Source organism: Bacillus sp. NEAU-Y102 (assembly GCF_054788175.1).
This window is the reverse complement of sequence record NZ_JBTWFK010000004.1, coordinates 379,451-404,282: the sequence shown is the minus strand read 5'-3', so window position 1 is coordinate 404,282 and position 24,832 is coordinate 379,451. Positions and strand designations below refer to the sequence as shown.

The window sequence follows — 24,832 nt, the reverse complement described above, 5'->3', positions numbered from 1 at the left end:
TCTTAAGAATTTTTTAATTATGCATTCAATAAGAGTTACATCCGTAACATGAACCTATTTCCTACTTCATATTCTCATTTTTCTACAACTCGTTCCCTCGATTTCGCTTACATTTACCTTACATTTTTGTAAGATAAAAAAGAAAACACACTAATTTTTAATAGTGTGTTTTCTTTACAATCAATATTCTCTATTCTTTATTTCCTCTTCAATCCTTGCCACAAATACATCTAGCGCAACAACTTCTGACTTCTCTTCCCCATATTTACGTACATTTACAGCTCCGCTTTCCATTTCCTTATCCCCAATAACAAGAACATACGGTACTTTTTGCATTTGTGCTTCTCTTATTTTATATCCTAATTTTTCATCTCGTGCATCCTGTTCAACACGAACTCCAGCTTGTGCTAATTTATGTGCAACCTCACTGCAATATTGTTCATGTACTGCATTTGAAACCGGAACTATTTTCACTTGAACTGGTGCCACCCATGCCGGGAACGCACCTCCAAAGTGCTCAATTAATATTGCTAAGAAGCGATCTAATGACCCTAAAACTGCCCTGTGAATAACAACTGGTCTTTTCTTATCATTATTTTCATCTATATAATTTAAATCAAATTTCTCTGGCATTTGGAAATCAAGCTGGATTGTTCCGCACTGGTGACTTCTATTTAAAGCATCTTTAATATGAAAATCAATTTTCGGCCCGTAAAATGCACCGTCACCTTCATTTAGTCTATATTTATAATTTAGCGATTGTAATACATTTTCTAATGCTGCTTCTGCTTGCTCCCATAATTTATCATCACCCATTGAATCTTCTGGACGAGTAGAAAGCTCTACTTCATATTCGAATCCAAAAGTTTTATATACGTAATCAATTTGCGCCATTACGGATTTAATTTCATCTTCAATTTGTTTTGGAGTTACAAATAAATGTGCATCATCTTGGCAGAAAGTACGTACTCTTAATAATCCGTTTAACGCACCACTAAATTCATGACGATGTACTTGACCAAATTCACACATACGAATCGGTAATTCACGATAAGAATGCAATTTATTTTTAAACATAAGCATGTGCCCTGGGCAGTTCATCGGTTTTAATGCAAAACTTTTATTATCTACTTCAGAGAAATACATATTATCTTTATAATGTCCCCAGTGCCCTGATCTCTCCCATACTTCTTGGTTCATCATGAACGGAGTGCGTACTTCTTGATAATTGTACTCTTTTTGAATTTCTCTTAAAAATGCTTCCAATTCGTTTCGAATAATTTGTCCTTTCGGTAAATAAAACGGCATTCCCGGAGCCTCTTCAGAAAACATAAATAACTCAAGCTCACTTCCCAACTTACGATGATTTCTTTTTGCTGCTTCTTCAACGAAATGTAAATACTCTTCTAATTCTTTTTGAGAAGAGAATGCAACACCATATATACGCTGAAGCACTTGGTTATTACTATCACCTCGCCAATATGCACCGGAAACGTGAGTTAATTGAAATGCTTTCAAATAACCTGTAGATGGTAAATGTGGTCCTCTACATAAATCTACAAATTCACCTTGTTTATATAGTGTTACACTTTCTCCACTAGGAATTGCTTCTAAAAGTTCTAATTTCAAACTATCATCTATTTCTTGAAACAGCTTAGCTGCTTCTTCTCGAGAAACCTCAACTCGTTCTATCTTTATATTTTCATTTATAATCTTTTTCATTTCTTTTTCAATTTTTCGTAAATCTTCTATGTTTACACTACTTGGAAGATCCATATCATAATAAAATCCATTTTCAATAACAGGCCCTACTCCAAGATTTATATCACCATACAATCTTTTTACAGCTTGCGCTAAAATATGTGCCGCAGAGTGTTTTGCAATTTCTACACCTTCATTTGAATCTATAGTAATGATTTCCACTTCCGCATTTTCTTCAATATTTCGGCGTAAATCATATAATCCATCATTTACTTTCCCCGCGACTGCTTTCTTTTTCAAACTACTGCTAATGGATCCAGCAATTTCTTCTAAAGTAACTCCATTTACAAATTCTTTCACGCTACCATCTGGAAATTTAATTTCAATCATTTGTTCTTTCATTTTTCATCTCTCCATTTCATAATAAAAAGCACACTCATCCCTAAAATAGGGACGAGCGTGCTTATACCCGTGGTTCCACCCAGATTCCCATTGTAAACATACAATGGCTTCTTTTACGGTAACGTCGTTTATACGGCACTAGATACTTAATTTCCCCAGTGCAGCTCTAAGGTGGTAAGTTATTTTTCTGCGTTTGGAAGTTCTCAGCTTTCCTTCCTTCTCTGTATAACCGGGTAAAATAACTCGTGTCCTTTTCTTCGCTTATTATGAAATTGAATGCAAAAAAGCATATTCATCCCTAAATATAGGGACGAATATGCTTATATCCGTGGTTCCACCCAGATTCCCATCACAAAAAACATAATGGCTTCTTTTGCGATAACGTCGCATACACGGCACTAGATACTTAATTTCCCTAGTGCAGCTCTAAGGTGGTAAGTTATTTTTCTGCGTTAGGAAGTTCTCAGCTCTCCTTCCTTCTCTGTATAACCGGGTAAAATAACTCGTGTCCTTTTCTTTGCTTTTTGTAAAACATCCATTTATTGTTATTTAATATATCTTATTCATTTTATTTTTGCAAGTGTTTAAAAAAATTATTTATTTAATTAAAAAAGTGAAACCAAATTTTTTTGGTTTCACTTCACAATTTTACCAATCTTGTGGTTCGTAATTTAAGTCTGCAAATAGACGTCTTTTCTCTTTCTTCGTTAAATCTCTCCACTGCCCAACTGGTAAATTATTCAATTCGATATTCATAATTCTCGTACGTTTTAACGTGTATACTTGATAACCTAAAGCTTCACACATACGGCGAATTTGGCGATTTAGCCCTTGGGTTAAAATAATTTGGAACTCATATTTTGATAGCTGTGTAATCTCACAAGGAAGCGTTTTTGTTCCTAAAATTTTAACACCCGCTGCCATTTTCTCTAAGAAATCAGGAGTAATTGGCTTATCTACTGAAACGATATATTCTTTCTCATGTTTGTTTTCAGCACGTAAAATTTCATTAACGATATCACCATCATTCGTTAACAAAATTAAACCGTCTGAGTCTTTATCAAGACGTCCAATGTGACTAATTCGTAAAGGATGGTTCACTAAATCGATAATGTTACCTTTTACAGCTTTTTCACTCGTACATGTAATACCTACTGGTTTATTTAAAGCGATATATACGTGATCTCGAGCAATTCGAAGCTGCTCTCCATTTACTCGTACATCATCACCTGGATTTACTTGGTCACCAATTTTTGCAACCTTACCGTTAATAATTACTCTTCTCTCATTAATTAGTTTATCCGCTCCACGTCGAGACGCTTTTCCAGCTTCACTAATAAATTTATTGATACGCAAATTAGGCACATCCTTTTCTAAAAAAAATTTCAAGCTCACACTGCTTCTACCGTACAATACAAAAGGGTAAGCCTCCTATTATAACTTAAATATATTAACATGAAAGGGTATATAACGTCTTCTATTAATTACTTGTTTATAAGAAAATATCGTTATTATACAATCATTTATGCACTTTTTCAGCGTTTAATATACAAGCCATTCTTCCTTACATACAGCTTGTTTTCCTTTTATCTCTTCTATATCTTCATGAATATTAGCTAATTTATATAAATCTGGGAAAATCTCTTCCACATAATGTTGGTGCGCTATTTCATCTTTCCAATACGTTAACACTATGTAACGATTTTCATTTTTTAAAGACTTCCCAACTACTCCACCTAGCATTCCTTTTGCTTTTTCCATTCCTTTATTCCAAATTGTTTCTTGCTTATGTAAAAAATGCTTTTCCTTTTCCAACTTTACATCACATATAGCAACTCTTACGAATGCTCCCTCTATTACAACGTCTTTCAAATGCATATCAGTTATATCATACAACGTTTGAAATAATTCAATTTCACATGAAAGAAACGTATCCTCTTGATTACTATTTAAATAAATTGTATCGTGAGCTCCATTCATAAATGATTGATATACACTTCTATCTTCCCATAAAGTAAATACACATGCCTCATCTTCATTCCATCCACCAAATTGTCCATGAAAACCATCTAGGTGTTGTATATCACGCCATTTTTCTTGCGCACTGGAAAACAATTCTTTTTTCTCTTCTTCCACCTTACAGTAGATTGTTTTTAGTAACATTTTTAATTCCCCCTTATGATTCGATCCATTTCCCACTCGCCATACTTTCTATTTTTCCATATACACAAACGTTAATTTATTTTGTTATCAACTCCATTACTTATTCAAAGTTTGATGCCCTCCGTAAATGTTGTAAGTTGATTATTGGAATACTTACCGTGTAAAAATACATCTAAAATATAAAAATTAAAATCTCTTGCTTTGCTTTCTTACCCCGCTTATAGTTTACATAACATTATTATGTATTACCAATTATCTATATCATTCAATAAAACATATTATTTTATACTATACGCATAATAATTTTAATTCAAACAATTCAGAATTAAAATCCAAAAAAGATAGAAAGTAAACAATCTTACATTATCATCTACTCCCTATCTCTTTTATCATCAATTATTTTTCAAACAAATAATACGTAATTTCTCCTGGATAATGTAATACAGTTACCTTCCGCTCCCCCTTTTTAAAACTAACAGTATGCCCGTTTTCCCCTAAGTTCTCCCATCCACTCGCCTTTGTAATTGGCATTACACTTATATATTGATAATCCTCTTCCTTATCATCGTTAATATGAATTGCTGACATTGGTACTGGAAAACCTTTAATTTTAGATTCTTTATTCATAAATATGAATGCAATTACACCAACTAATAACATAGCCATTGAAATACTTGAAACTAGTTTTCTTCTATTCATTTTCACTAAAAACCCTCTTTTCTCACATATAACTTTCATCATTTTACTAAATTTAATTATTTATGTATAGAAAAGACATAATTTAAATCATTTCCAACCTATTTTCTCTACTCCAAACAACATTATTGTTATATATTATAATTATAAGTTTTTAAATTTTGGAGGCGTTACATATTGCAGAAATTACTTTTTACTAAATGGACAGTTATTATTTCTATTTTCATCATTTTCGGTACAATTTTCTACGTTACTAATGTTAAAAATAACAACGAAAAAGCACCTGTAGAAACAGCGGATACAAAAACTTTCAAAACGAAATTACAACCTAAAATTAATGAATTGACTACTAATTATAATGAAATCATTGAAAAAGATTGGTTGCCTGCCTGGGAAGAGATTAACACGAATGGAGATTCAGTAGATCGAAATAAACTATTAGTTACAATGAATGCCGTTTCCAAGCAGTATGAAACAATTATGAACGAAATAGACACACTTAAAATTGAAGAAAACATAACAGATATAGATATACAAAAACAACTACTTCAATTCACAACTCAGTTTAAATCCGCATCAAATTTCATGAAAAATGCAGCAAATTTGATTATAGACGGAGCAAATAACTCTACTCCAACCAATGAAACTATTGAAAAAACAAAACAAGCTTTAGGACTTGCGGATCAACATATTGTCATCGCTTTATCTACTTTAAATGAAGTTGAAGATAAATTAGGACTTACAAAAAAATAAAACTATTTACTATTTTAAAATAAAAAATGATTGCAATTTACAATTTGTCTGTCTATAATATTTTTATTGATTTACAATCAATGTGTTTGTAAATTTTATAATTCGGATGAACCATTCAGGAGAAGGTCTATTGATCTACCGACGGGGCAAAAAGTTGTTATACCAACTTTGAAACTCTCAGGTCTTGGTTACAAGTAGAACTGCATGGGGACGAATCTCTGGAGAGACTCCCTCTCGCTTTTATAGAGCGCGGAGGAAAACGAGCACCGAAGGAGCAAATCCGCTACTTTAGCGGATAATCTCTCAGGTAAAAGGACAGAGACAAGCGAAAGAAAAAGCCGATTGTATCGGTTTATTTTTCTATCTCTTGTTTCTCCAGAGACCATTTCATTTACTTGAAGTGGTTTTTATTTTTTCTAAAAAAGGAGAATAAAGATGGAGACATTAAGTAGAGTATTAGAACAACTAAATCAATACGTGTGGGGATTACCAACTTTGTTGCTACTCGTTGGAACTGGTGTCATTCTCACAGTGCGTTTAAAAGGTTTACAGTTTAGTAAACTATTATACGCTCACAAACTAGCATTTAAAAAATCAGAAGATACCTCTTCTTCTGGAGATATTAGTCACTTCCAAGCACTTATGACAGCTATGGCCGCAACGATTGGTATGGGAAATATCGCTGGTGTTGCAACAGCTGTTACTATAGGTGGACCTGGTGCAATATTTTGGATGTGGATTACCGCATTGTTCGGTATGGCAACAAAGTATGCTGAAGCAATACTTGCAGTGAAATACCGTGTTAGTAATGAAAATGGTGAATATTCAGGTGGGCCAATGTATTATTTAGAACGTGGTTTGGGTAAGAAATGGCTAGCAGTATTATTCGCTATATTCGGTACAACTGCTTCTTTCGGTATTGGTAATATGGTGCAATCTAATTCAGTTGCAGAGGCAATGCGAATTAATTTCTCTTTCCCTCCTGCTTTAACTGGTATACTAATGGCATTTTTAATCGCAATTGTTATTTTAGGCGGTGTAAAAAAAATCGGGAAAGTGACGGGATATGTCGTTCCTATTAAAGCTTTCTTTTATATCATTGCTGGCCTTATTATTATTTTCTATCACTACGATCAAATTCCAGAAGCATTTTCACTTATTTTTTCTGGTGCATTTACTGGTACTGCAGCTGCTGGTGGTTTTATCGGAGCAACAGTTGCATCAGCTATTCAAATCGGAATGGCGCGCGGTGTATTTGCGAACGAGGCTGGTTTAGGGAGTGCCCCTATTGCCGCGGCGGCTGCAAAAACAGATTCACCTGCAAAGCAAGCATTAGTTTCTATGACCGGTACTTTTCTAGATACGTTTATTGTATGTACAATTACAGGACTTGTATTAATTACAACAGGTGCATGGAAATCAGGTAAAACTGGCGTTGAAGCTACAACACTTGCATTCCAATCTGTATTCGGTACTGCTGGTAGTATGATTCTCGGTATCGCAATTATTTTATTTGCCTACTCTACTATTTTAGGCTGGTCGTATTATGGAGAGAAATGCGTGGCTTATTTATTTGGAGAAAGTGCTGTTAAATATTATAAAGCAATCTTTATCGTCATGATTGCTATTGGTGCGAATTTAAAATTAGGCATCGTATGGACATTTGCGGATATTGCAAATGGACTTATGGCAATTCCAAACTTAATTGGTCTAATTGGATTAAGTAGTATTGTTGTCGCTGAAACGAATCGCTTTTTACATGCAGAGAAATTAAAAGAAAGTCATAAAAAACAGGCAAGTTAATCTCTGAAAAAAGGAATGACTCATACATGATGAGCATTCCTTTTTTTGTTTTCTTACTCAGTAAATATCATTAAAAATATATTTATATCAATCTTTCCCTTTTTTATTCCACTAAAAGTTTTTCACATAAATGACATAAATCGTATGGTCTAACTATATAGTTGAAAAGGAATGCGACATTAAAGCGTCGCTGAAAAACTTATCCAAGAAAAGGGAGGAAAAATCTTTTGAAAAACAAAATCATTGTTTTCCTATCTGTTTTATCATTTATTATTGGTGGTTTCTTCTTTAACACGAATACTTCAAGCGCTGAAACATCATCTACTGATTACGTTCCTAACCAATTAATCGTTAAGTTCAAGCAAAATGCATCTTTAAGTAACGTGCAATCTTTTCATAAATCTGTCGGAGCTAATGTCTTATCTAAAGATGATAAGTTAGGTTTTGAAGTCGTTCAATTTTCGAAAGGTACTGTAAAAGAAAAAATAAAGAGTTATAAAAATAATCCAGATGTAGAATATGCAGAACCGAATTATTACGTTCACGCCTTTTGGACTCCGAACGACCCATATTTTAAAAATCAATATGGATTGCAAAAGATTCAAGCTCCACAAGCTTGGGATAGCCAACGAAGTGATCCTGGTGTAAAAGTAGCTATTATTGATACAGGAGTTCAAGGCTCACACCCTGATTTGGCTTCGAAAGTAATTTACGGGCATGATTATGTTGATAACGACAATACATCTGATGATGGTAATGGTCATGGTACACATTGCGCTGGAATTACTGGAGCCCTTACGAATAACAGTGTCGGAATTGCTGGTGTTGCCCCACAAACTTCAATTTATGCTGTCCGCGTATTAGATAATCAAGGAAGTGGTACACTTGATGCTGTAGCGCAAGGTATTCGAGAAGCTGCTGATTCGGGAGCAAAAGTAATTAGTTTAAGTTTAGGAGCTCCAAATGGTGGTACTGCATTACAACAAGCCGTTCAATATGCATGGAATAAAGGCTCTGTTATAGTTGCAGCTGCTGGAAATGCTGGAAATACAAAAGCTAATTACCCTGCTTATTACAGCGAAGTAATTGCAGTTGCTTCTACAGATCAAGCAGATAAGAAATCTTCATTTTCTACTTATGGTAGCTGGGTAGATGTTGCAGCACCAGGTTCAAATATATACTCCACTTATAAAGGAAGCTCGTATCAATCATTAAGTGGTACTTCTATGGCAACACCTCATGTTGCAGGAGTCGCTGCTCTTTTAGCAAATCAAGGATATAGCAATACACAAATTCGCCAAATTATTGAGTCAACTTCTGATAAAATTAGTGGTACAGGTACGTACTGGAAAAATGGTAGAGTCAATGCATTTAAGGCTGTACAATACGCTAAGCAATTACAAGAAAATAAAGCTTCTTAAGAAAACTTTAATCAGTCGATCTACCATGAATGCGGAATAAAATAGAAGGAGAGACTTCTATAATTAAAGCCTCTCCTTCTTACAAACTATATTACTCTCCCTGCTTTTTAACCATATGTAAATACAGTACAAAATCCATCATTGTCGACGAATGACCAAGTTGACGAATCATCGCTGTTATATTTCCTCTATGATATGTACCATGATTTACGACATGTTGTACTAACTCTAAAATTGAAGTTTCTAATGCCCCTGCATATGGGTTCTCAATAACAAATACAGCATTCACGTCTTGTATTGTAATTAAAAAGTCTTTATATTGATTTGCCATGTTTTCAAACATTTTTTCTAATTCATGTAACGATTTAGTTTCAATTTGTTTTCGTAAATCTTCTCGGTCTTGTATTGCTTCATTCATACTTTTACCATGCAATATGTGTAACCACACTTGATCTGTAATATAAATATGCACAAAAGTATCCTTAATGGATGGGAATACACTCTGTATCTGCTCATTAAAAATTGTCTCATAGTTTGGTAACTCTTTTAATCGATTGAATAATCTAGTATTAGCCCAAGCATGGTAATCATACTGTTTTAATATATAATCTTTCAATTTATATTACCTCCTTATTGTATGAAACGAATGGTTTGTTTCTTCATTTCCGATTCTCTATCAGCCTTTGCAATCCCTTTTCCTTTCATTTCATGTTTATTTATCGTTTTATATTTTACATACGTATGAAATTCCGTTTGAAATGGAAATGGTGTAATCCGAATTGTTTCCTCGTCCACCCATTCAGCTTGAATAAGTTTCTCCTCCTTACTATTAAACATTTCTGTTCCTTCAAAACCATCTTTAAATAAATCAATTTCATCTTTCTTTTTTACACCAGGCTTATTCATACATACGTATAAAGAAAGTTCATCACAAAACTTTAATAATCTATAATGTTTATCAAACATCGCAAACTGTTCCTTTGTTGACGTTTTCAAAATTCTTTTTTGTCGTTCTAATTCATGTTTATAAAATGACATCATCTCTTCATCTTCCTCGTTTAGTGGAAATGATAAAAAATGTTTACTGCAAAGCAATGCCCCGTATGGATTAGAATTTTCAATTTCATTCAAACCAATCGTATAAAAAACAAAACGTAATGGGCTTGGACAATCCATAAATGTATATGGAATATTTTTAGCATCATTCAAAATTGGTACTTTATCAAGCTCTATCCATCCTCTGTCATGCTCATATATTGCATCAACTGTTTCTTTTAAATATGTTTTACCTTCAAAAAAGTCCTCTTTTATATGCTTTGCAATCTCTCCAGCTAAAAAACCATGATCATGTTGACGAATTAATATACTTTCCTTCTCATTTTTTTCACGAAAAATCATTCCTATACTCCCCCTCATCCTCATACTTAAGCTTTTTATATGCATCGATTATTAATTAATCCCTAAATAATAGAAGGGATTCAGTCTCTTGCAACGAAATTAACATAATTATATAGTATTCTTTCTAATCATAGTGATAGCTTTATCTTTACTATCTATTATACTAAAACATTCATTCCAAAAAATTTTTTATGAGGTGAAAACATGAACAAAACAGAATTAATTAAAAACGTAGCACAATCAGCTGATATTTCTCAAAAGGACGCTTCTGCAGCTGTACAATCCGTATTTGACACAATTGCTAATGCATTACAATCTGGCGATAAAGTTCAATTAATCGGATTTGGAACTTTTGAAGTGCGCGAAAGATCTGCTCGTACAGGACGTAATCCGCAAACTGGCGAAGAAATTCAAATCGCAGCTGGTAAAGTTCCTGCATTTAAAGCAGGTAAAGAATTAAAAGAAGCTGTTAAATAAACAAGAAACCAGCCATTTTATAGGCTGGTTTCTTGTTTTCATTTAAGCAATTGCTTTATATTCTCTGCATGGTACACTTCACAAATATAAAATACACATTTGCAGTTACTTACAATTTGATACTTTCTAGTTGGATACACATTCGCTGTAACAGAACATCCATCAAACAATTCGATAATATTTCCAGATGGCTGATATCCTTCATATAATACGTTTCTTCTTACTTCCATCTTTTCTATAAGCTTTTCAACAGGAATATTTCCACTCTCTAATTCACTCTTTATTGCGTCCGGTAAAAACGAAGTGTCTGCAAAAATTAGATTTTCAGATAAAACCTTACCTTTATAACTAACATTAGATACACGGTAAAGAAATGTTCCATCTTTATCAAAGAAATTCTTTGCTTCTTTCGGAATGTACTGTCTACCAAGTGCCTCTTGTTCAAGAACATCAAACTGAACTGTATCATTTAAAAGCTTTTCTAAAGCGTGAATGGATGATGTATCTCCAGAAAATAAAATATTTTTAATTGCTTGTATATTATAAGTGAATTCATTCTTTCTATTTTCCGCCACTAACATGAGGAACACCTCTTCTATAATTTTTTATTTAAGATTTAAAAGTGCTACCGCGTCTAATTGCGTAATTTCAGTCACTTCCTTACTGAATATTGCAACAGAAGCCATATAATCTAAACTAGGCCTTACATCTTCCATCATTGTATTATTTGCCAACTCTTGCTTATCCTTAAAAACTAACAATCTTGGAGGATTATTTGGAGCTGATACTGTAATATGTACTGGTGGAATCATTAGTCCTTCACCTGTCGCTTTCAACACCGCTTCTTTTCGAGTCCAATATGTTAAAAAACCTTCTATTTTCTGTTCATTTGGCAGTTTCATAACTTGTGCTATTTCAATGTCTGTTAATACACCTTCTGCCATTTTCATAACATCTACATTTGGATTCATTTGTTCTACATCTATGCCAACAGGTGCAGATTTTGTAAATGCAACGACAACCCACTCACCTGAATGCGAAACAGATAATTGCGGCATACCTTCTGGTAATTGTGGTCTTCCATGCTGCAATTTACATACGGAACACATTCGATCAATTGGTACTTGGACTGGTGACATAGAAAGTATCTTGCCGAGAACTAATCTACTAATTACGCAACCTATTATAAAACGAGCTCGATCTGCCGAATGATGATACGAATTTGCTTTCTCTCGCTCTATATTATTTAGTAAATTGTAATGCCATGATTGTAAATCTGAAATTCTTGCCCACCATATTTGACAATCATTCTCATTCAAAGTTGGAATAGAATCTACAACTTTACTTTCTATCATGTAAACTCTCCTTTATTCAACGAATATCAATTTTCATAAAAAAGCATACGTATATTGTTATTCATTGACAAGTACTTTCTCTTTTTCTGATACTGATAATGTTTTTTCTTTCTTCTTTGACATTACCTCTTTATCGGAAATACGTAAAGAAAATAGTAGTGCTATAAGCAAAAATATTGCTGATCCAATTAATGCTGCTTGATATGGTAAAAAATCGGATTGAACGTTATTACTTCCAAAACCAGCTAGTATACTAGCTAAAACAGCTACTCCTATTGCTGAACCTAATCGATTTTGCACATTGAATATAGTAGTCGCTCTCCCCATAGAAGGCGGCGTGATATTGTTAAAGGCAGAAAATTGAACCGCACCGACAGATTGACCTAAGAAAATACCAATGCCAAACAATAATGCCCGGATTTGCCACGGATTCGTATGGTGATTTACAAAACTCAATAAAACAAATATAACCGCCGTACATATTAATCCAATAGAAATTACCTTTCGAGCTCCTAATTTCTTATATGACCATGGCACAATTTGTGAAGAAATTATTAATCCAATCGCCTCTGGAAATGTCGTAAGTCCTGATTCTAGCGCGGAAACTCCTATCACATTTTGATACATAAGTGGAAAAACAAATAACATTCCTAATAAACCAGCTGATGAAAATAATGATATAATGCTCATCTTTCTAAATACTGGTTCTTTTAATAAGCGTAAATCTAACATCGGTTGCTTTACTTTCAGTTCTACGATTATAAACAACGCAATGAATCCAAGCCCAGCTACCCCGGTACTCATAATTTCTGGAGAAATCCACCCTTTTGATGGTCCCTGGCTGAGTGCATATATAAGCATCGCAAATCCTGGTGCTGATAAAATAAAGCCAAGAGAATCAAAGCGACCAGCTGATTTTTCAACATGCTCTGCTAAAAATAGAAGTCCAAATAGCAATGCAACGATTCCAAACGGTACATTAATATAAAATGCCCAACGCCAAGACATTTGATCTACAAAGAAACCACCGATGATAGGCCCAACTGCTGGCGCTACAGCAATTGGAAGTACAATGAACCGGGAAATCTTCGGTCTTTCCTTTGGTGAAAATGTTCGAAATAACATCGCCATTCCGACCGGTGTTAAAAGCCCTCCACCAGCACCTTGAATGATACGAAAAATATTCAATGAAGTAATATCGTTAGCCATTCCGCATAAAGCAGAAGCGATTGTAAATACGAAAAGAGCAATTAAAAATACTCTTTTCGTCCCAAAACGATCTCCTAACCAACCAGAAATTGGAAGGAAAACAGCTAAACTAACTAAATACCCAACATTAACCGTCCCCATTGCAGATGCAGGTACTTGTAGTTCTCTACTTATCGTTTGCAGTGCTACATTTACAATCGTTGCGTCCATCGCAGCCATAAACATCGCAGTTATATACACGATACTTACAACTACTTTTGGATTTAGTTTTGCTTTCATTATCGTTTTCCTGCTAATGTTTTTTCGCGAACTTGATTACTTTTCGGATTCAAATCTTTCCAGTTATATTCAACATATTCTAAGCAGCTCTGCCTACTAGCTTCTTCATATACGACATTCCAGCCAATAGGTACATCGAGAAAAGCAGGCCAGAGAGAATACTGGCCCTCCTCATTTATTAATACTTTATATGTGTAATTATCATTTTCAAATGGATTCGTCATACTCTACTTACCCCTTTCTTATTCTGCAAATATTTCGCTAATACTTGTCCAATTTCCGTGAGTGGACCTGGCTGACATAGATCTTTATGTCTACAATCAATATCGTGCTGCACAATTTGCCCGTCTAAATAATTTAGCCACGTATTTGGAGAAATAGGATCAAACCAATCTGGTATAATAGTAGATCTAAAGAATAAGATATCTCCGTTATAAACTTTCGGTACATACTTCCCTAACAACCCTACTGAATTTACATATGTTTCTTTCAAATTCAATATAGTCTCTTCTTCAAGACTTGCTAATGCACTTCCATCTTTACGAAGGATTTCAACTGCACTTTCCATTGTAAGTGGTTTACCATCCATGTTATCTGGGTCATATCCGCCTAAAGCAAGTAATGCTATTAACGCTTCCTCTTCAGTAGGCGCTTCCGTATTCGGTAAGAAGTGTCCAGGATAAGAATCAAGCATAACGAGTAATTCTACTTCTTCCCCTTCATTTTGTAGTTGCGCCGCCATTGCATGCACAACATTTCCTCCAAGCGACCAGCCTAGTAAACGATATGGTCCATGAGGCTGTACTTCACGAACGTGTTTCAAGTAATCCGCCGCCATCTCCTCTAAAGTTTTTGGAAGTTCTTCATTTTTAGCAATACCACGTGCTTGTACACCATAGATTGGATAATCTGTTCCTAAAGATTTCATAAGTCCTGCATAGCACCAACTTAATCCACCTGCTGGATGTACACAAAATAGTGGTAATTGATCCCCGCTTGCTCGTAATGAAAGCAACACATCAAGTGCACTTTGACCATTCCCCATCTCAAGTCTTTCAGCTAACCCTGCAACAGTCGGTGCTGCAAATAAAGTGCCAATGTTTAGTTCCACTCCAAGCGCCTCTTTAATGCGGCTCATAAGCTGTACTGCAAGGAGTGAATGCCCACCAAGGTCAAAAAATCCGTCATCAATTCCAATTTGAGGTACACTTAGCACTTCTGTAAACAAGTCACATAACATTTCTTCTTGCGGTGTTCTTGGACCACGACTAGAAGATGATGCGATAAATTCTGGAGCTGGCAATGCCTTTCTATCTAATTTACCGTTTGGAGTTAAAGGTAACTCATTTACTACTACAAAAGCGTATGGAACCATATAATCTGGTAAACTACCACTAGCAAACTGACGCATTTCATTCGTATCAATCTCTTCATCATTTGATGCGACGATATAAGAAACTAACCGTTTATCCCCTGGTTGATCTTCCCGTACAATAACGGCTACTTGCTCAACTTTAGGGTGCTTCATTATGACTGCTTCTATTTCTCCTAATTCAATTCGGAATCCACGAATTTTTATTTGATGATCTGCACGTCCTATATAATCTAGCGTCCCATCTTTACGCCAGCGAGCTAAGTCTCCTGTACGATACATTCTTGTACCTGGCTTGCCAAATGGATCTGCGATAAAGCGTTCAGCCGTTAATCCTGCTCTTCCTAAATATCCACGCGCAAGCCCTGCACCTGCAACATACATTTCTCCAACTACTCCAGGTGGCACTGGTTGTAAATAGTTGTCTAACACATACACTTTAAGGTCAGGTATACTGCACCCAATTAAACTATTTGCTCGTAAAGAGACGATAGTTTCATCTAATTCAATATAACTAACATGCACTGTCGTCTCCGTAATACCGTACATATTAATAAGCTTTGGTGCATTATGAGGATGTCGACTATACCAATCTTCTAAGCGACTTAGCTCAAGTGCTTCTCCTCCAAAAACAACATATCGTAAAGATAATTTTTGGCCAATCTCTTCATTTTCACGATCTGCTTGCATCAATTGATAGAACGCTGATGGAGTTTGATTTAAAACCGTAACCTTTTCTTTAACAAGAAGCTGTAAAAATTCTTTCGGCGAGCGACTTACAGTATGTGGCACTACAACTAAACGCCCTCCGTATAATAAAGGTCCCCAAATTTCCCAAACCGAGAAATCAAAAGCGTATGAATGGAACATCGTCCAAACATCGTTTCCGTCAAACTGGAACCAATGATCAGTTGCCCCTAAAAGTCTTACTACATTTTGATGAGGTATCATAACGCCTTTCGGTCTACCCGTTGAGCCTGATGTATAAATAACGTAAGCAATATGTGATGGAGATAATGGCTTAATTCGTTCCACTTCATCAATATTGTCTTCACTATATTTCTCAACTTCTGCTATTACTTTCACATCATCAACTAAAACTTTTAGTGCCTCGTCACATTCAATTTCCACTTCTGAATTCGTTAAAACACATGATGGTTTCGCATCGTGTAGCATAAATGAAATACGATCTGCTGGGTAATCTGGATCTAACGGAAGGTATCCAGCACCCGCTTTAAGAACAGCTAATAAGCTTACCACCATGTTTAATGATCTTGGCATCGCTAAAGCAACGAGTTGATCAGGACCAATCCCTTTTGCTATTAGGAATCGAGCTATTTTATTTGCTTTTCTATTTAACTCTTCATAAGTTAATTTCTTATCTTCAAAGACAACAGCAATAGAATTTGGATTTATATGAGACTGTTTTTCAAATAATTGTGGCAATGTCATTTCTGGTGCAATTTGAAAACCACCATTCCACTTTTCTAATACTGTATTTTTCTCTGCTAAAGTTAATATTTCTAATCTGCCAATGGATTGATCCGGATTTGTCGCCGCATCATCTAATAACAAAATGAATCGTTCTATTAGTTTTTGAACCGTTTCACGTTTATATAAATCGGTACTAAACTCTAGTAATCCATGTAAACCGTTCGGAGTACCATCATCCCCGTTACTCTCACTAATTTCAAATGTTAAATCAAATTTTGCAGAACCGACGCTTTGAATTTCAAGGCTCGCTTCTAAACCTGGTACATTAAACGTTGCTTCTGGTGTATTTTGAAAAGCTAACATAACCTGAAACAACGGGTGGCTGTTTCGAGTACGTACTGGATTTAACACTTCAACAAGCCTTTCAAATGGAACATCTTGATTTTCATAAGCTGCAAGATTTACCTGCTTCACTCTATTTAATAATTCTTTAAAACTTGGATCTCCTGAAGTATTTGTACGTAACACTAATGTATTTACAAATAAACCAACAATATCTGAAAGTACATCATCATTTCTTCCAGCAATGGGACTTCCAATTGGTATATCAGTGCCTGCACCTAATCTTGTAAATAGTGCACTAAGCCCTGCTTGTAACACCATAAACAAACTAACTCCATTTTTACGTGCAAGCTCTACTAACCTACTATGCATACCTTCATCTATATGAAAATGAATTGTTTCCCCGCGGTAACTCGTCTCAATTGGACGCTGGAAATCTGTAGGTAACTCCATTTGATCTGGTAAACCTTTAAGTTCTTCTTTCCAAAAATCTAATTGTGTTGAAATAAGACTCTCTGGTGTCGTTTCATCACCTAGCAATTGTTGTTGCCAAAGTGCATAATCTGCGTATTGAACTGGAAGTGTCTCCAGCTGAACTCTGTCACCTTGACATCGTGCTTTATACGCCGCTGTAAAATCTCTCGTTAACGGCTGTAATGACCAGCCATCACCTACAATATGATGTAATAAAATTAATAATACATGTTCGTTTTCACTCACTGTAAAAAGTTGCAAACGAACTGCCGGCTCAATATCGAGGTTAAAACTATATCTTACCGCCTCTGAAAGTACACTTTCTAATTCATCTTTACATGTTTTTGTTATAATCATTTCTAGATTTAAGTTTTCCATATCTAAAATTTTCTGATAGGAACTACCTAATACGTTAGGGAAAATTGTTCTAAGTGTTTCATGTTTCGCAACTACATCATAAAAAGCACCTTGTAATGCTTCCTCATTCAATATTCCATTCATACGAATGACTAGCGGAATATTATAAGTAGGACTTGGACCTTCTAAACAATTTAAGAACCATAACCTGCGCTGTGCAAATGAAAGTGGAACTTCATTTGGCCTACTTGCTTTCTGAATAGCTGGTCTTGCACTTTTTGCATGGTTTAATTGTTTCGCCAGTTCGGCAACAGTTGGTGATTCAAATAGTTTCCCGATACCTAATTCCACACTTAACGTTTCACGAATTCTTGCCATTAAACGAGATGCAAGAAGGGAATGTCCACCCATTTCAAAGAAATTATCATCAATACTAATTCGAGAAACACCAAGTACTTCTGCAAATAAATCACATAATATTTCTTCTTTCGGATTTCTAGCAACCCTCTCATTGTTCATTCCATTAAAATTAGGCGCAGGTAATTTCTTTCTGTCAACCTTACCATTTGGCGTTAATGGTAATTCTTCTAGCACAACAAATGCCGATGGTATCATATAATTCGCTAAACTTTCTGAAACATAAGAACGAATTTCTGAAAGATTAATCGGTTCCTTTTCTTCTGCAATGATATATGCAATGATGCGTTTATCATTTGGACGATCTTCTCGTACCATTACTACCGCTTGTTGAATATTTTCATGTCGTTGTAATACCGTTTCAATTTCAGCTAATTCAATTCGGAATCCACGAATTTTAATTTGATGATCTGCGCGACTAATGTACTCTAACGCACCATCACTACGCCATTTCACAAGATCTCCTGTACGGTACATGCGCTTCCCTGATTCTCCATAAGGATTTGCAACAAACCGTTCAGCTGTTAACTCAGGTTTTCCTAAATATCCGCTTGCAAGTCCTTCCCCTGCAATATATAATTCACCAATAACTCCAGGTGGAACTGGTTGTAACCCTGCATCCAATACATACACTTCTGTATTGGAAATTGGCTTTCCAATAGGAGGTATACCCTTTTCACTTTCATCAATGTTCATGAAAGTAGACCAAATCGTCGTTTCAGTTGGTCCATATAAATTAGTTATTGAGCAACCTAATTCTTTTAATTTATTTGCTAAATGCGCTGGAAGAGCTTCACCACCAACAAGTATGTTTAGCCCTTGTAGCTTCTCTGGATAATCAGTTACTAACGCCTGCCAAAGCGTCGGTGTAGCCTGCATAATGGTCACTCTTTCTTCTTGTAAAAGTGTCGTTAATGCAGAAGGCTCTTGTATGTCTTCTTTTTGCGCAATTGTTAAACTTGCACCACTAATAAGAGGTAAATAAATTTCTAGAGCAGAAATATCAAACGCAAAAGTTGTAACTGCTAATAAATGATCATTTTCATTTAACGAAAACTTTTGTTGCATAGCCATTAAAAAGTTACTTAAACCTCTCATAGGAACAATTACACCTTTTGGGTTTCCTGTTGAGCCTGAAGTATATATTGTATAGGCTGGGTTTAAAAGTAATACATCATTCTTACATGCTATATTCATACGAGAATATGTATGTAACGCTAGTTTCGTTTCTTCGCCATCTAATACAATTTTTTTCATACCATTTTCTATAACTAACTTAGATGAAACAGATGAATGTGTTATGATACAAACTGGTTTTGCATCATCTACTATATAATTAACTCTTTCTGCTGGGTATTCTGGATCTATTGGTAAATATGCTGCACCAGCCTTTAAGACTGCTAGCATACTAACTACCATTTCTATTGATCTAGGGAATACTAAAGCTACAAACTGATTTGGTCGTATTCCTTCTTCTACTAAATAATGTGCTAGTTCATTCGCTCGTTCATTTAGCTCTTTATACGTAAGGTTTATACCGTCACAAGTAATCGCTAGTTTATTTGGATTTTTTTGCACTTGTTTTTCAAATGATATAGGTAGACTGATTAACTCATCATCTTCCTTCGTTTTGTTCCATTCCAATAAAACCTTATGATTTTCTTCAGGCAGAGTAATATTTATTTTTCCAATCGACTCGTTTTTCTCATAATTCTTTATTACTAATTCAAATAGATTCATAAATCTTTCTTTATGCAATGCTAGCTCCGCGCCATTATATACTTCGGGATTCGCATCAAAATGAATCATTAGCTCATTTTGATCAAAACGTTTATATACATTTATCGATAAATCATCTACAGGTCCTGCTGATAAGTTATGCGTAATACCACGATTTCCAGCAAAATTAAGCCCGTAATCAAAAGGCATAACATTCACTAACGGTCCAAACAACCTTTGATTTTCACCTAGTAACTTTAAGTCTCTTCTTAATTCCTCGTGACGGTATTTATGATGACGACGTACATCTCGGATTTCTTTAGAAACTTGCTGCAATAATTCCGCAAGAGTTATATTTGGAGTTACAGTGAGACGCAGTGGTACTAAATTCATTACCATACTTGGTGTATGAATAGATACAGAACCTAGACGCCCCATCATCGGTAAACCTAAAACAATATCATTTTCACCTGTTAATTTATGCATATAAATACTTGTTACAGCGACAATGAATTCCGGCCAACTTGTTAACGAAATATTGATATCTTCTAGTAAAGTTTTCGTGCTAGAACTAGATAAATAAGCTGTTTCTCGTGAAAATCCATTTGATGTTCTCGGTGCTCGTTCTGCCAAGCTTACAACTTCTGGTTCATCAGCAAACTTTTCTAACCAAAAAGTACGATCTTCCTGAAATTGTTTAGACTCACGATACTCAATATCTTCTTGTACAACTTTTGTAAGAGAACCAAATGGCTTTTCATTCTTGTTTGTTTCTTCTATAAGTGATGTATACTCATTCGCTACCTTTTGGCTAAGAAGTGAAAATCCATAGCCATCCATCACAATGTGATGGATGCGCTGATACCAAAAGAAACGATTATTTTCAACTTGAATAAGTGCTTCCGTAAATAAAATATCTTTTTTCAAATCGACGGGCATAGATAAATCATTTTTCATCCATACTTTAGCAGCTTCTTCAGGGTTTTCTTCTTTACGAACGTCAATAAAATGCATATAAAACTGTGATTCTTCAATAACTTGCCATGGGCCAATTTCATCCTCTTCGAAGCGAACATGAAGTGCTTCTGCTTCTATTACAACTTTACGTACAGCTAATTCGAAAATTTCTTGATGAATATTTCCGTTTATTTCTACATATTCCCCAGTATTATAAATTGGGTTAAGCGGATCTAATTGTTGCGCAAACCACATACCAGACTGCGCAGATGATAACGAATGACGAATCTTTTGACTGTTAGGCATTCTTTACTACCCCTTTATTATGTAGTCTATTTGTTACAGCACCTGTGCTGTTTGTGAAGATAGTAAACTGTACCAACCTGCAACAGTTGGATGTTCTGCTAAATCTGCAAAAGTGATTTCTTTCCCTTCACGACGCCACTTCTCTACTAAACTCATAATTCTGACCGAATCAAGTCCTCTATTTAATAAGTCCTCATCAAAATCAATACTTTCTATTGGCTCACGAAGTAGTTGTGCAACTAGTTCATGCACTTCCTGTATAGTGATTCCTTCACTCTCATCACCTTTTACACTTTGCAAATCGTTTAACAGTAGGTTTGTTGATGTCGTTACTGCACATCTATTAGATGCATACTCCAATGCTTGTTTATGATGCTCTAGTGAAAAATCAGCAACTGCATCTGCTACAAAGAAGGGCTCTATACCATCCATAAATGCTTCACAAGCTGTTAAAAGACAGCCAATATGCGCATAAATACCGCAAATAATAAGTTGATCTCTTCCTTGTTCATTTAAAATTTCTAATAGATTTGTCTTTTTAAATGCACTATATCTCCATTTTGTTAGGAATATATCATCTTCATCAGGAGTAAGTTCATCAACAATTTTCTTTTTATCCGGTCCAGCAGGAATACCGTCACCCCAAAAGTCTTGTAATAAACCTCGTTGTTCTAACGTTTGCCCACCAGGTTGTGCTGTATAAACAACTGGTATACCACGTTCCTTACATTTTTCTCTTATCATTTTAATATTTGAAATAAGTTCTACTTTTGGTGATTCTTTATCGCTATATGCATCAAGAAAATATTCTTGCATGTCATGAATTAAAAGTACTGCACGTTTCGGATCTGGTGTCCAATTCACTTTATTTTTTGGTAGTTCTGATTCAATTGGCATTTTATATACTGAAATAGATGGGATAGCCATCTAATCACTTCCTTCCGGTTTTTATTATTGTTTTACTGTAATAAGTTTTTCAGCAATGACTTTACGTAGTTCTTTTTTGCTGACTTTTCCGACTCCTGTTTGCGGGAATGATTCAATAAATTCAATTCGATCTGGAATTTTATAAGCCGCTATACCACGTTCTCTTAAAAACATTTTTAATTCACTTACAGTTGGAACTTGCCCGCGAGCTATAACAAAAGCACAGGTGCGTTCACCTAAATAATCGTCAGGCATAGATACAATTGCTACGTCATGAACCGCATCGTGTGCTAATAGATGATTTTCAACTTCTTCCGCAGCAACTTTCTCACCACCACGGTTAATTTGATCTTTATCTCTTCCTTCTACAATGATGTATCCTTGTTCATTTACTTTTACAAGATCTCCTGTGCGATAAAATCCATCCTTTGTAAATGATCGTGCATTATGCTCTTCGGCTTTATAGTAACCACGAATTGTATATGGACCTCGTGTTAATAAACTACCTACTTCGCCAGGTTTTACATCGTTGTCATTTTCATCAACAACTCGTACTTCATCGTGTGCAGACATTGGTCTACCTTGTGTATGAATAATAATTTCTTCCGGATCGTCTAATCTTGTATAGTTCACTAATCCTTCCGCCATACCGAATACTTGCTGTAACGTACATCCAAATGTAGGGCGTATACGTTTTGCAACCTCAGCACTAAACTTAGCACCACCTACTTGAATAACCTCTAGGCTCGATAAATCGGCATTACGAGAAGATGCAGCATCAAGCCAAATCATTGCTAATGGCGGAACGAGCGCTGTAATTGTAACTTTTTCTTCTTCGATAAGAGCAAATGCCTCATCTGGGCTACCACCAGTTGCCAATACCACTTTTCCACCCGCATAGAAAGTTCCAAATGTTCCTGGAGAACTCATTGGATAATTGTGTGCTACTGGAAGAACTGTCATATAGACGCTTTCTGCATTCAAATTACAAATTTCAGCGCTAACACGTAAACTATAAATATAGTCATCATGTGTTCTAGGAATTAATTTAGAAAGACCTGTTGTGCCTCCTGATAATTGGAGAAATGCAACATCACTTGGCTGAACTTCTGGTAATGAGACGGGATCCATATACAGATCATTTATGTTCACAAACTCTTCCTCTTCTCCCACTACAATTACATGTTGTAAAGTTGGCACTTTCTCTTTCACTTCTCTTGCTAATTTTCGATAATCAAAACCGAGAGCCTTATCTGAAATAACGTAAGCGCTCGCCTCGCCAAACTCACAAAAATAACTAATTTCACTGCTTCGATGTGAAGGTAGTGCAAAGACAGGAAGCGCTCCAATTCGAAATAGTGCAAAACATATTTCGAAAAACTCGATAATGTTAGGTAACTGGATTACAACTCTGTCCTCTTTCTTTATTCCTAAATTCAGTAAACCTGCTGCTAAACGATCTACCTTTTTATTAAGTTCACTATATGTTATATGCTTCTTACCACTTACAACCGCGATTCGATCTCCATATTTCTCAGCCCGCTCTCTTAACACTCCTCCAAATGTTTCACCAAGCCAACATCCTGCTTCTCGGTAACGATCGGCAAATTCTTTTGGCCATTCTGTATAACCTACTAGCATTCTTTCTTCCCCCTATTTTTCATTAAGTGAACTATCTCTTAACCCTAAAGCTTTTAGCATTGTTTGGAACTTAGCTGATGTTTCTGCTAACTCATCTTCTGGTTTTGACTCAGCAACAACTCCAGCTCCTGCATATAAACGAAGTGTATTTTCTTGTACTTCAGCACAACGAATTGTAACAATCCATTCTCCATCTCCATTTAAATCGCTCCATCCTAGCATTCCTGTAAAGAACTCGCGGTCAAATGGCTCAATATGCTGTATAGCCTCTCTTGCTTTTTCCATCGGAGTTCCGCAAACTGCTGGCGTAGGATGAAGGGCAATTGCTAATTGTAAAGAAGAAGTATTTGGATCCTTAAGTTCACCTTTCACTTCTGTAGACAAATGCCACATCGCTTCACTATGAATAACTGATGGCTTTTCTGGAACATGTAATGTATGACAATACGGACGAAGTGCAGCGGCAACCGCTTCAACTACTACCGCATGTTCATGTAAATCTTTTGGCGAAGAAAGTAATTCCTCTGCTCTTCTTTTATCTTCTACTGGGTCCTCACTACGTGGCCTTGAACCAGCTAACGGGTTAGAAATAACTTGCATACCATTACGTGAAACAAGTAATTCAGGGCTTGCTCCAATTAGCGTCTTACTGTTCTCTTTTTCATCTTTCGGTAAATTTACAGCAAATGTATAACCATGCTTATTATGCTCTGCTAATTCTCGCAAAAGTTTTTGCTTATCAATCTTTTCGGAAGATTTAACATCTAACGATCTAGATAGAACGATTTTCTTCAAATCACCGTCCTGTATTTTTTTAATTCCTTGCTTCACACCATTCATATAAACTTCAGGTTCTGGTACTGGCGTCATTTCAAATGTTACGTTCTCATTTGTTTCAAGCTGATTGGTTGTATCCAATTGTAAACGCTCAGAAATTCTACTATATTCTGGTACGATAAGTTGGACTTCTTTTCTACGATCAAATGGCAAAGCACCCATAACAATAGGATTTGGATTTCCAGCTTGTTTCGCATTACTTAATGTCGCTTGCACAAGCTCTGGGAAACTTTCAATTTCACGATGCTTTACTGTAGTAAACTCTCCTTCTGCTAATATCGTTCGAGTTGGTGAAGCAAAAAAGAACGAAGATTCAGTCTTATAATCTTCTAAAAGTTTTTCTGACAATTCCTTTACAGCTGTATGTTCACTCATAATATAATAACCTCCTG

Annotated in this window: 18 protein-coding genes, 1 riboswitch and 2 other annotated features; of the genes, 4 read left to right on the top strand and 14 right to left on the bottom strand. The window is 35.4% G+C overall.

Annotated features, from left to right (window positions below; genetic code table 11):
• Positions 1 to 180: 180 nt before the first annotated feature.
• The 4 genes from thrS to ACYFX0_RS13855 all read right to left on the bottom strand — a co-directional run bounded on the left by thrS (position 181) and on the right by ACYFX0_RS13855 (position 5,007).
• Positions 181 to 2,103 carry a threonine--tRNA ligase gene (gene thrS, locus ACYFX0_RS13870; RefSeq protein ID WP_460270759.1) on the bottom strand — a complete coding sequence of 641 codons (1,923 nt, stop codon included), beginning with the start codon at positions 2,101 to 2,103 and terminating at the stop codon, positions 181 to 183.
• A gap of 44 nt (positions 2,104 to 2,147) precedes the next feature.
• Positions 2,148 to 2,370, bottom strand: a binding site (T-box leader).
• A 36-nt stretch (positions 2,371 to 2,406) separates the two neighbouring features.
• Positions 2,407 to 2,630, bottom strand: a binding site (T-box leader).
• A gap of 121 nt (positions 2,631 to 2,751) precedes the next feature.
• Positions 2,752 to 3,459, bottom strand: a complete 708-nt coding sequence (gene rluF, locus ACYFX0_RS13865) for a 23S rRNA pseudouridine(2604) synthase RluF (RefSeq protein WP_001222160.1) — start codon at positions 3,457 to 3,459, stop codon at positions 2,752 to 2,754.
• A gap of 186 nt (positions 3,460 to 3,645) precedes the next feature.
• Positions 3,646 to 4,266, bottom strand: coding sequence for a DUF4937 domain-containing protein (locus tag ACYFX0_RS13860; RefSeq protein WP_460270757.1), 621 nt, complete (start codon positions 4,264 to 4,266; stop codon positions 3,646 to 3,648).
• Between the two features lie 396 nt (positions 4,267 to 4,662).
• Entirely contained in the window at positions 4,663 to 5,007 is a 345-nt protein-coding gene (locus ACYFX0_RS13855) for a hypothetical protein (RefSeq protein ID WP_003278183.1), read from the bottom strand.
• 132 nt (positions 5,008 to 5,139) lie between these two features.
• Between ACYFX0_RS13855 and ACYFX0_RS13850 the strand changes: the two genes are divergently transcribed.
• From ACYFX0_RS13850 to ACYFX0_RS13840, 3 genes are all read left to right on the top strand, one after another.
• Positions 5,140 to 5,715, top strand: coding sequence for a hypothetical protein (locus tag ACYFX0_RS13850; protein WP_001170866.1), 576 nt, complete (start codon positions 5,140 to 5,142; stop codon positions 5,713 to 5,715).
• Positions 5,716 to 5,923: 208 nt separating this feature from the next.
• Positions 5,924 to 6,044, top strand: a riboswitch (glycine riboswitch).
• A 106-nt stretch (positions 6,045 to 6,150) separates the two neighbouring features.
• Positions 6,151 to 7,518: an alanine/glycine:cation symporter family protein gene (locus ACYFX0_RS13845; protein WP_000449404.1), complete on the top strand. Its 1,368-nt coding sequence runs from the start codon at positions 6,151 to 6,153 to the stop codon at positions 7,516 to 7,518.
• A 227-nt stretch (positions 7,519 to 7,745) separates the two neighbouring features.
• Entirely contained in the window at positions 7,746 to 8,939 is a 1,194-nt protein-coding gene (locus ACYFX0_RS13840) for a S8 family peptidase (protein ID WP_000790929.1), read from the top strand.
• 91 nt (positions 8,940 to 9,030) lie between these two features.
• Here ACYFX0_RS13840 and ACYFX0_RS13835 read toward each other — a convergent pair whose 3' ends face one another.
• Together ACYFX0_RS13835 and ACYFX0_RS13830 are read right to left on the bottom strand one after the other, a co-directional pair.
• Entirely contained in the window at positions 9,031 to 9,555 is a 525-nt protein-coding gene (locus ACYFX0_RS13835; RefSeq protein ID WP_106081159.1) for a DinB family protein, read from the bottom strand.
• A gap of 14 nt (positions 9,556 to 9,569) precedes the next feature.
• Positions 9,570 to 10,337, bottom strand: a complete 768-nt coding sequence (locus ACYFX0_RS13830) for a DUF3891 family protein (protein WP_106081160.1) — start codon at positions 10,335 to 10,337, stop codon at positions 9,570 to 9,572.
• 204 nt (positions 10,338 to 10,541) lie between these two features.
• On the opposite strand from ACYFX0_RS13830, the gene ACYFX0_RS13825 reads away from it, so the two are divergent.
• A complete protein-coding gene (locus ACYFX0_RS13825) occupies positions 10,542 to 10,814 on the top strand; it encodes an HU family DNA-binding protein (RefSeq protein ID WP_001043905.1) in 273 nt (90 codons plus the stop codon).
• Positions 10,815 to 10,852: 38 nt separating this feature from the next.
• Here the strand turns inward: ACYFX0_RS13825 and ACYFX0_RS13820 are convergent, their stop codons facing one another.
• Genes ACYFX0_RS13820 through dhbC form a run of 8 tightly spaced genes read right to left on the bottom strand, consistent with a single transcriptional unit; the run spans position 10,853 to position 24,815 of the window.
• Positions 10,853 to 11,395: a hypothetical protein gene (locus ACYFX0_RS13820; RefSeq protein ID WP_000959120.1), complete on the bottom strand. Its 543-nt coding sequence runs from the start codon at positions 11,393 to 11,395 to the stop codon at positions 10,853 to 10,855.
• A 24-nt stretch (positions 11,396 to 11,419) separates the two neighbouring features.
• Entirely contained in the window at positions 11,420 to 12,169 is a 750-nt protein-coding gene (gene sfp / locus ACYFX0_RS13815) for a 4'-phosphopantetheinyl transferase Sfp (protein ID WP_000573014.1), read from the bottom strand.
• Positions 12,170 to 12,226: 57 nt separating this feature from the next.
• Positions 12,227 to 13,657, bottom strand: coding sequence for an MDR family MFS transporter (locus ACYFX0_RS13810; RefSeq protein ID WP_106081161.1), 1,431 nt, complete (start codon positions 13,655 to 13,657; stop codon positions 12,227 to 12,229).
• The gene (locus tag ACYFX0_RS13805; protein ID WP_000184057.1) at positions 13,657 to 13,881 is read right to left on the bottom strand and encodes an MbtH family protein; all 225 of its coding nucleotides are present in this window, start codon (positions 13,879 to 13,881) and stop codon (positions 13,657 to 13,659) included. Before ACYFX0_RS13805 ends, ACYFX0_RS13810 begins: the two co-directional genes overlap by 1 nt.
• Positions 13,878 to 21,035 (bottom strand): amino acid adenylation domain-containing protein, encoded by a 7,158-nt coding sequence (locus ACYFX0_RS13800; RefSeq protein ID WP_247727932.1) that lies wholly within the window; start codon positions 21,033 to 21,035, stop codon positions 13,878 to 13,880. Before ACYFX0_RS13800 ends, ACYFX0_RS13805 begins: the two co-directional genes overlap by 4 nt.
• A gap of 33 nt (positions 21,036 to 21,068) precedes the next feature.
• A complete protein-coding gene (locus tag ACYFX0_RS13795) occupies positions 21,069 to 21,962 on the bottom strand; it encodes an isochorismatase family protein (protein WP_106081163.1) in 894 nt (297 codons plus the stop codon).
• Between the two features lie 24 nt (positions 21,963 to 21,986).
• Positions 21,987 to 23,603 (bottom strand): (2,3-dihydroxybenzoyl)adenylate synthase, encoded by a 1,617-nt coding sequence (locus tag ACYFX0_RS13790; RefSeq protein WP_106081164.1) that lies wholly within the window; start codon positions 23,601 to 23,603, stop codon positions 21,987 to 21,989.
• 12 nt (positions 23,604 to 23,615) lie between these two features.
• On the bottom strand, positions 23,616 to 24,815 hold the full coding sequence (gene dhbC / locus ACYFX0_RS13785) for an isochorismate synthase DhbC (RefSeq protein ID WP_001289294.1): 1,200 nt from the start codon (positions 24,813 to 24,815) through the stop codon (positions 23,616 to 23,618).
• Positions 24,816 to 24,832 lie beyond the last annotated feature (17 nt).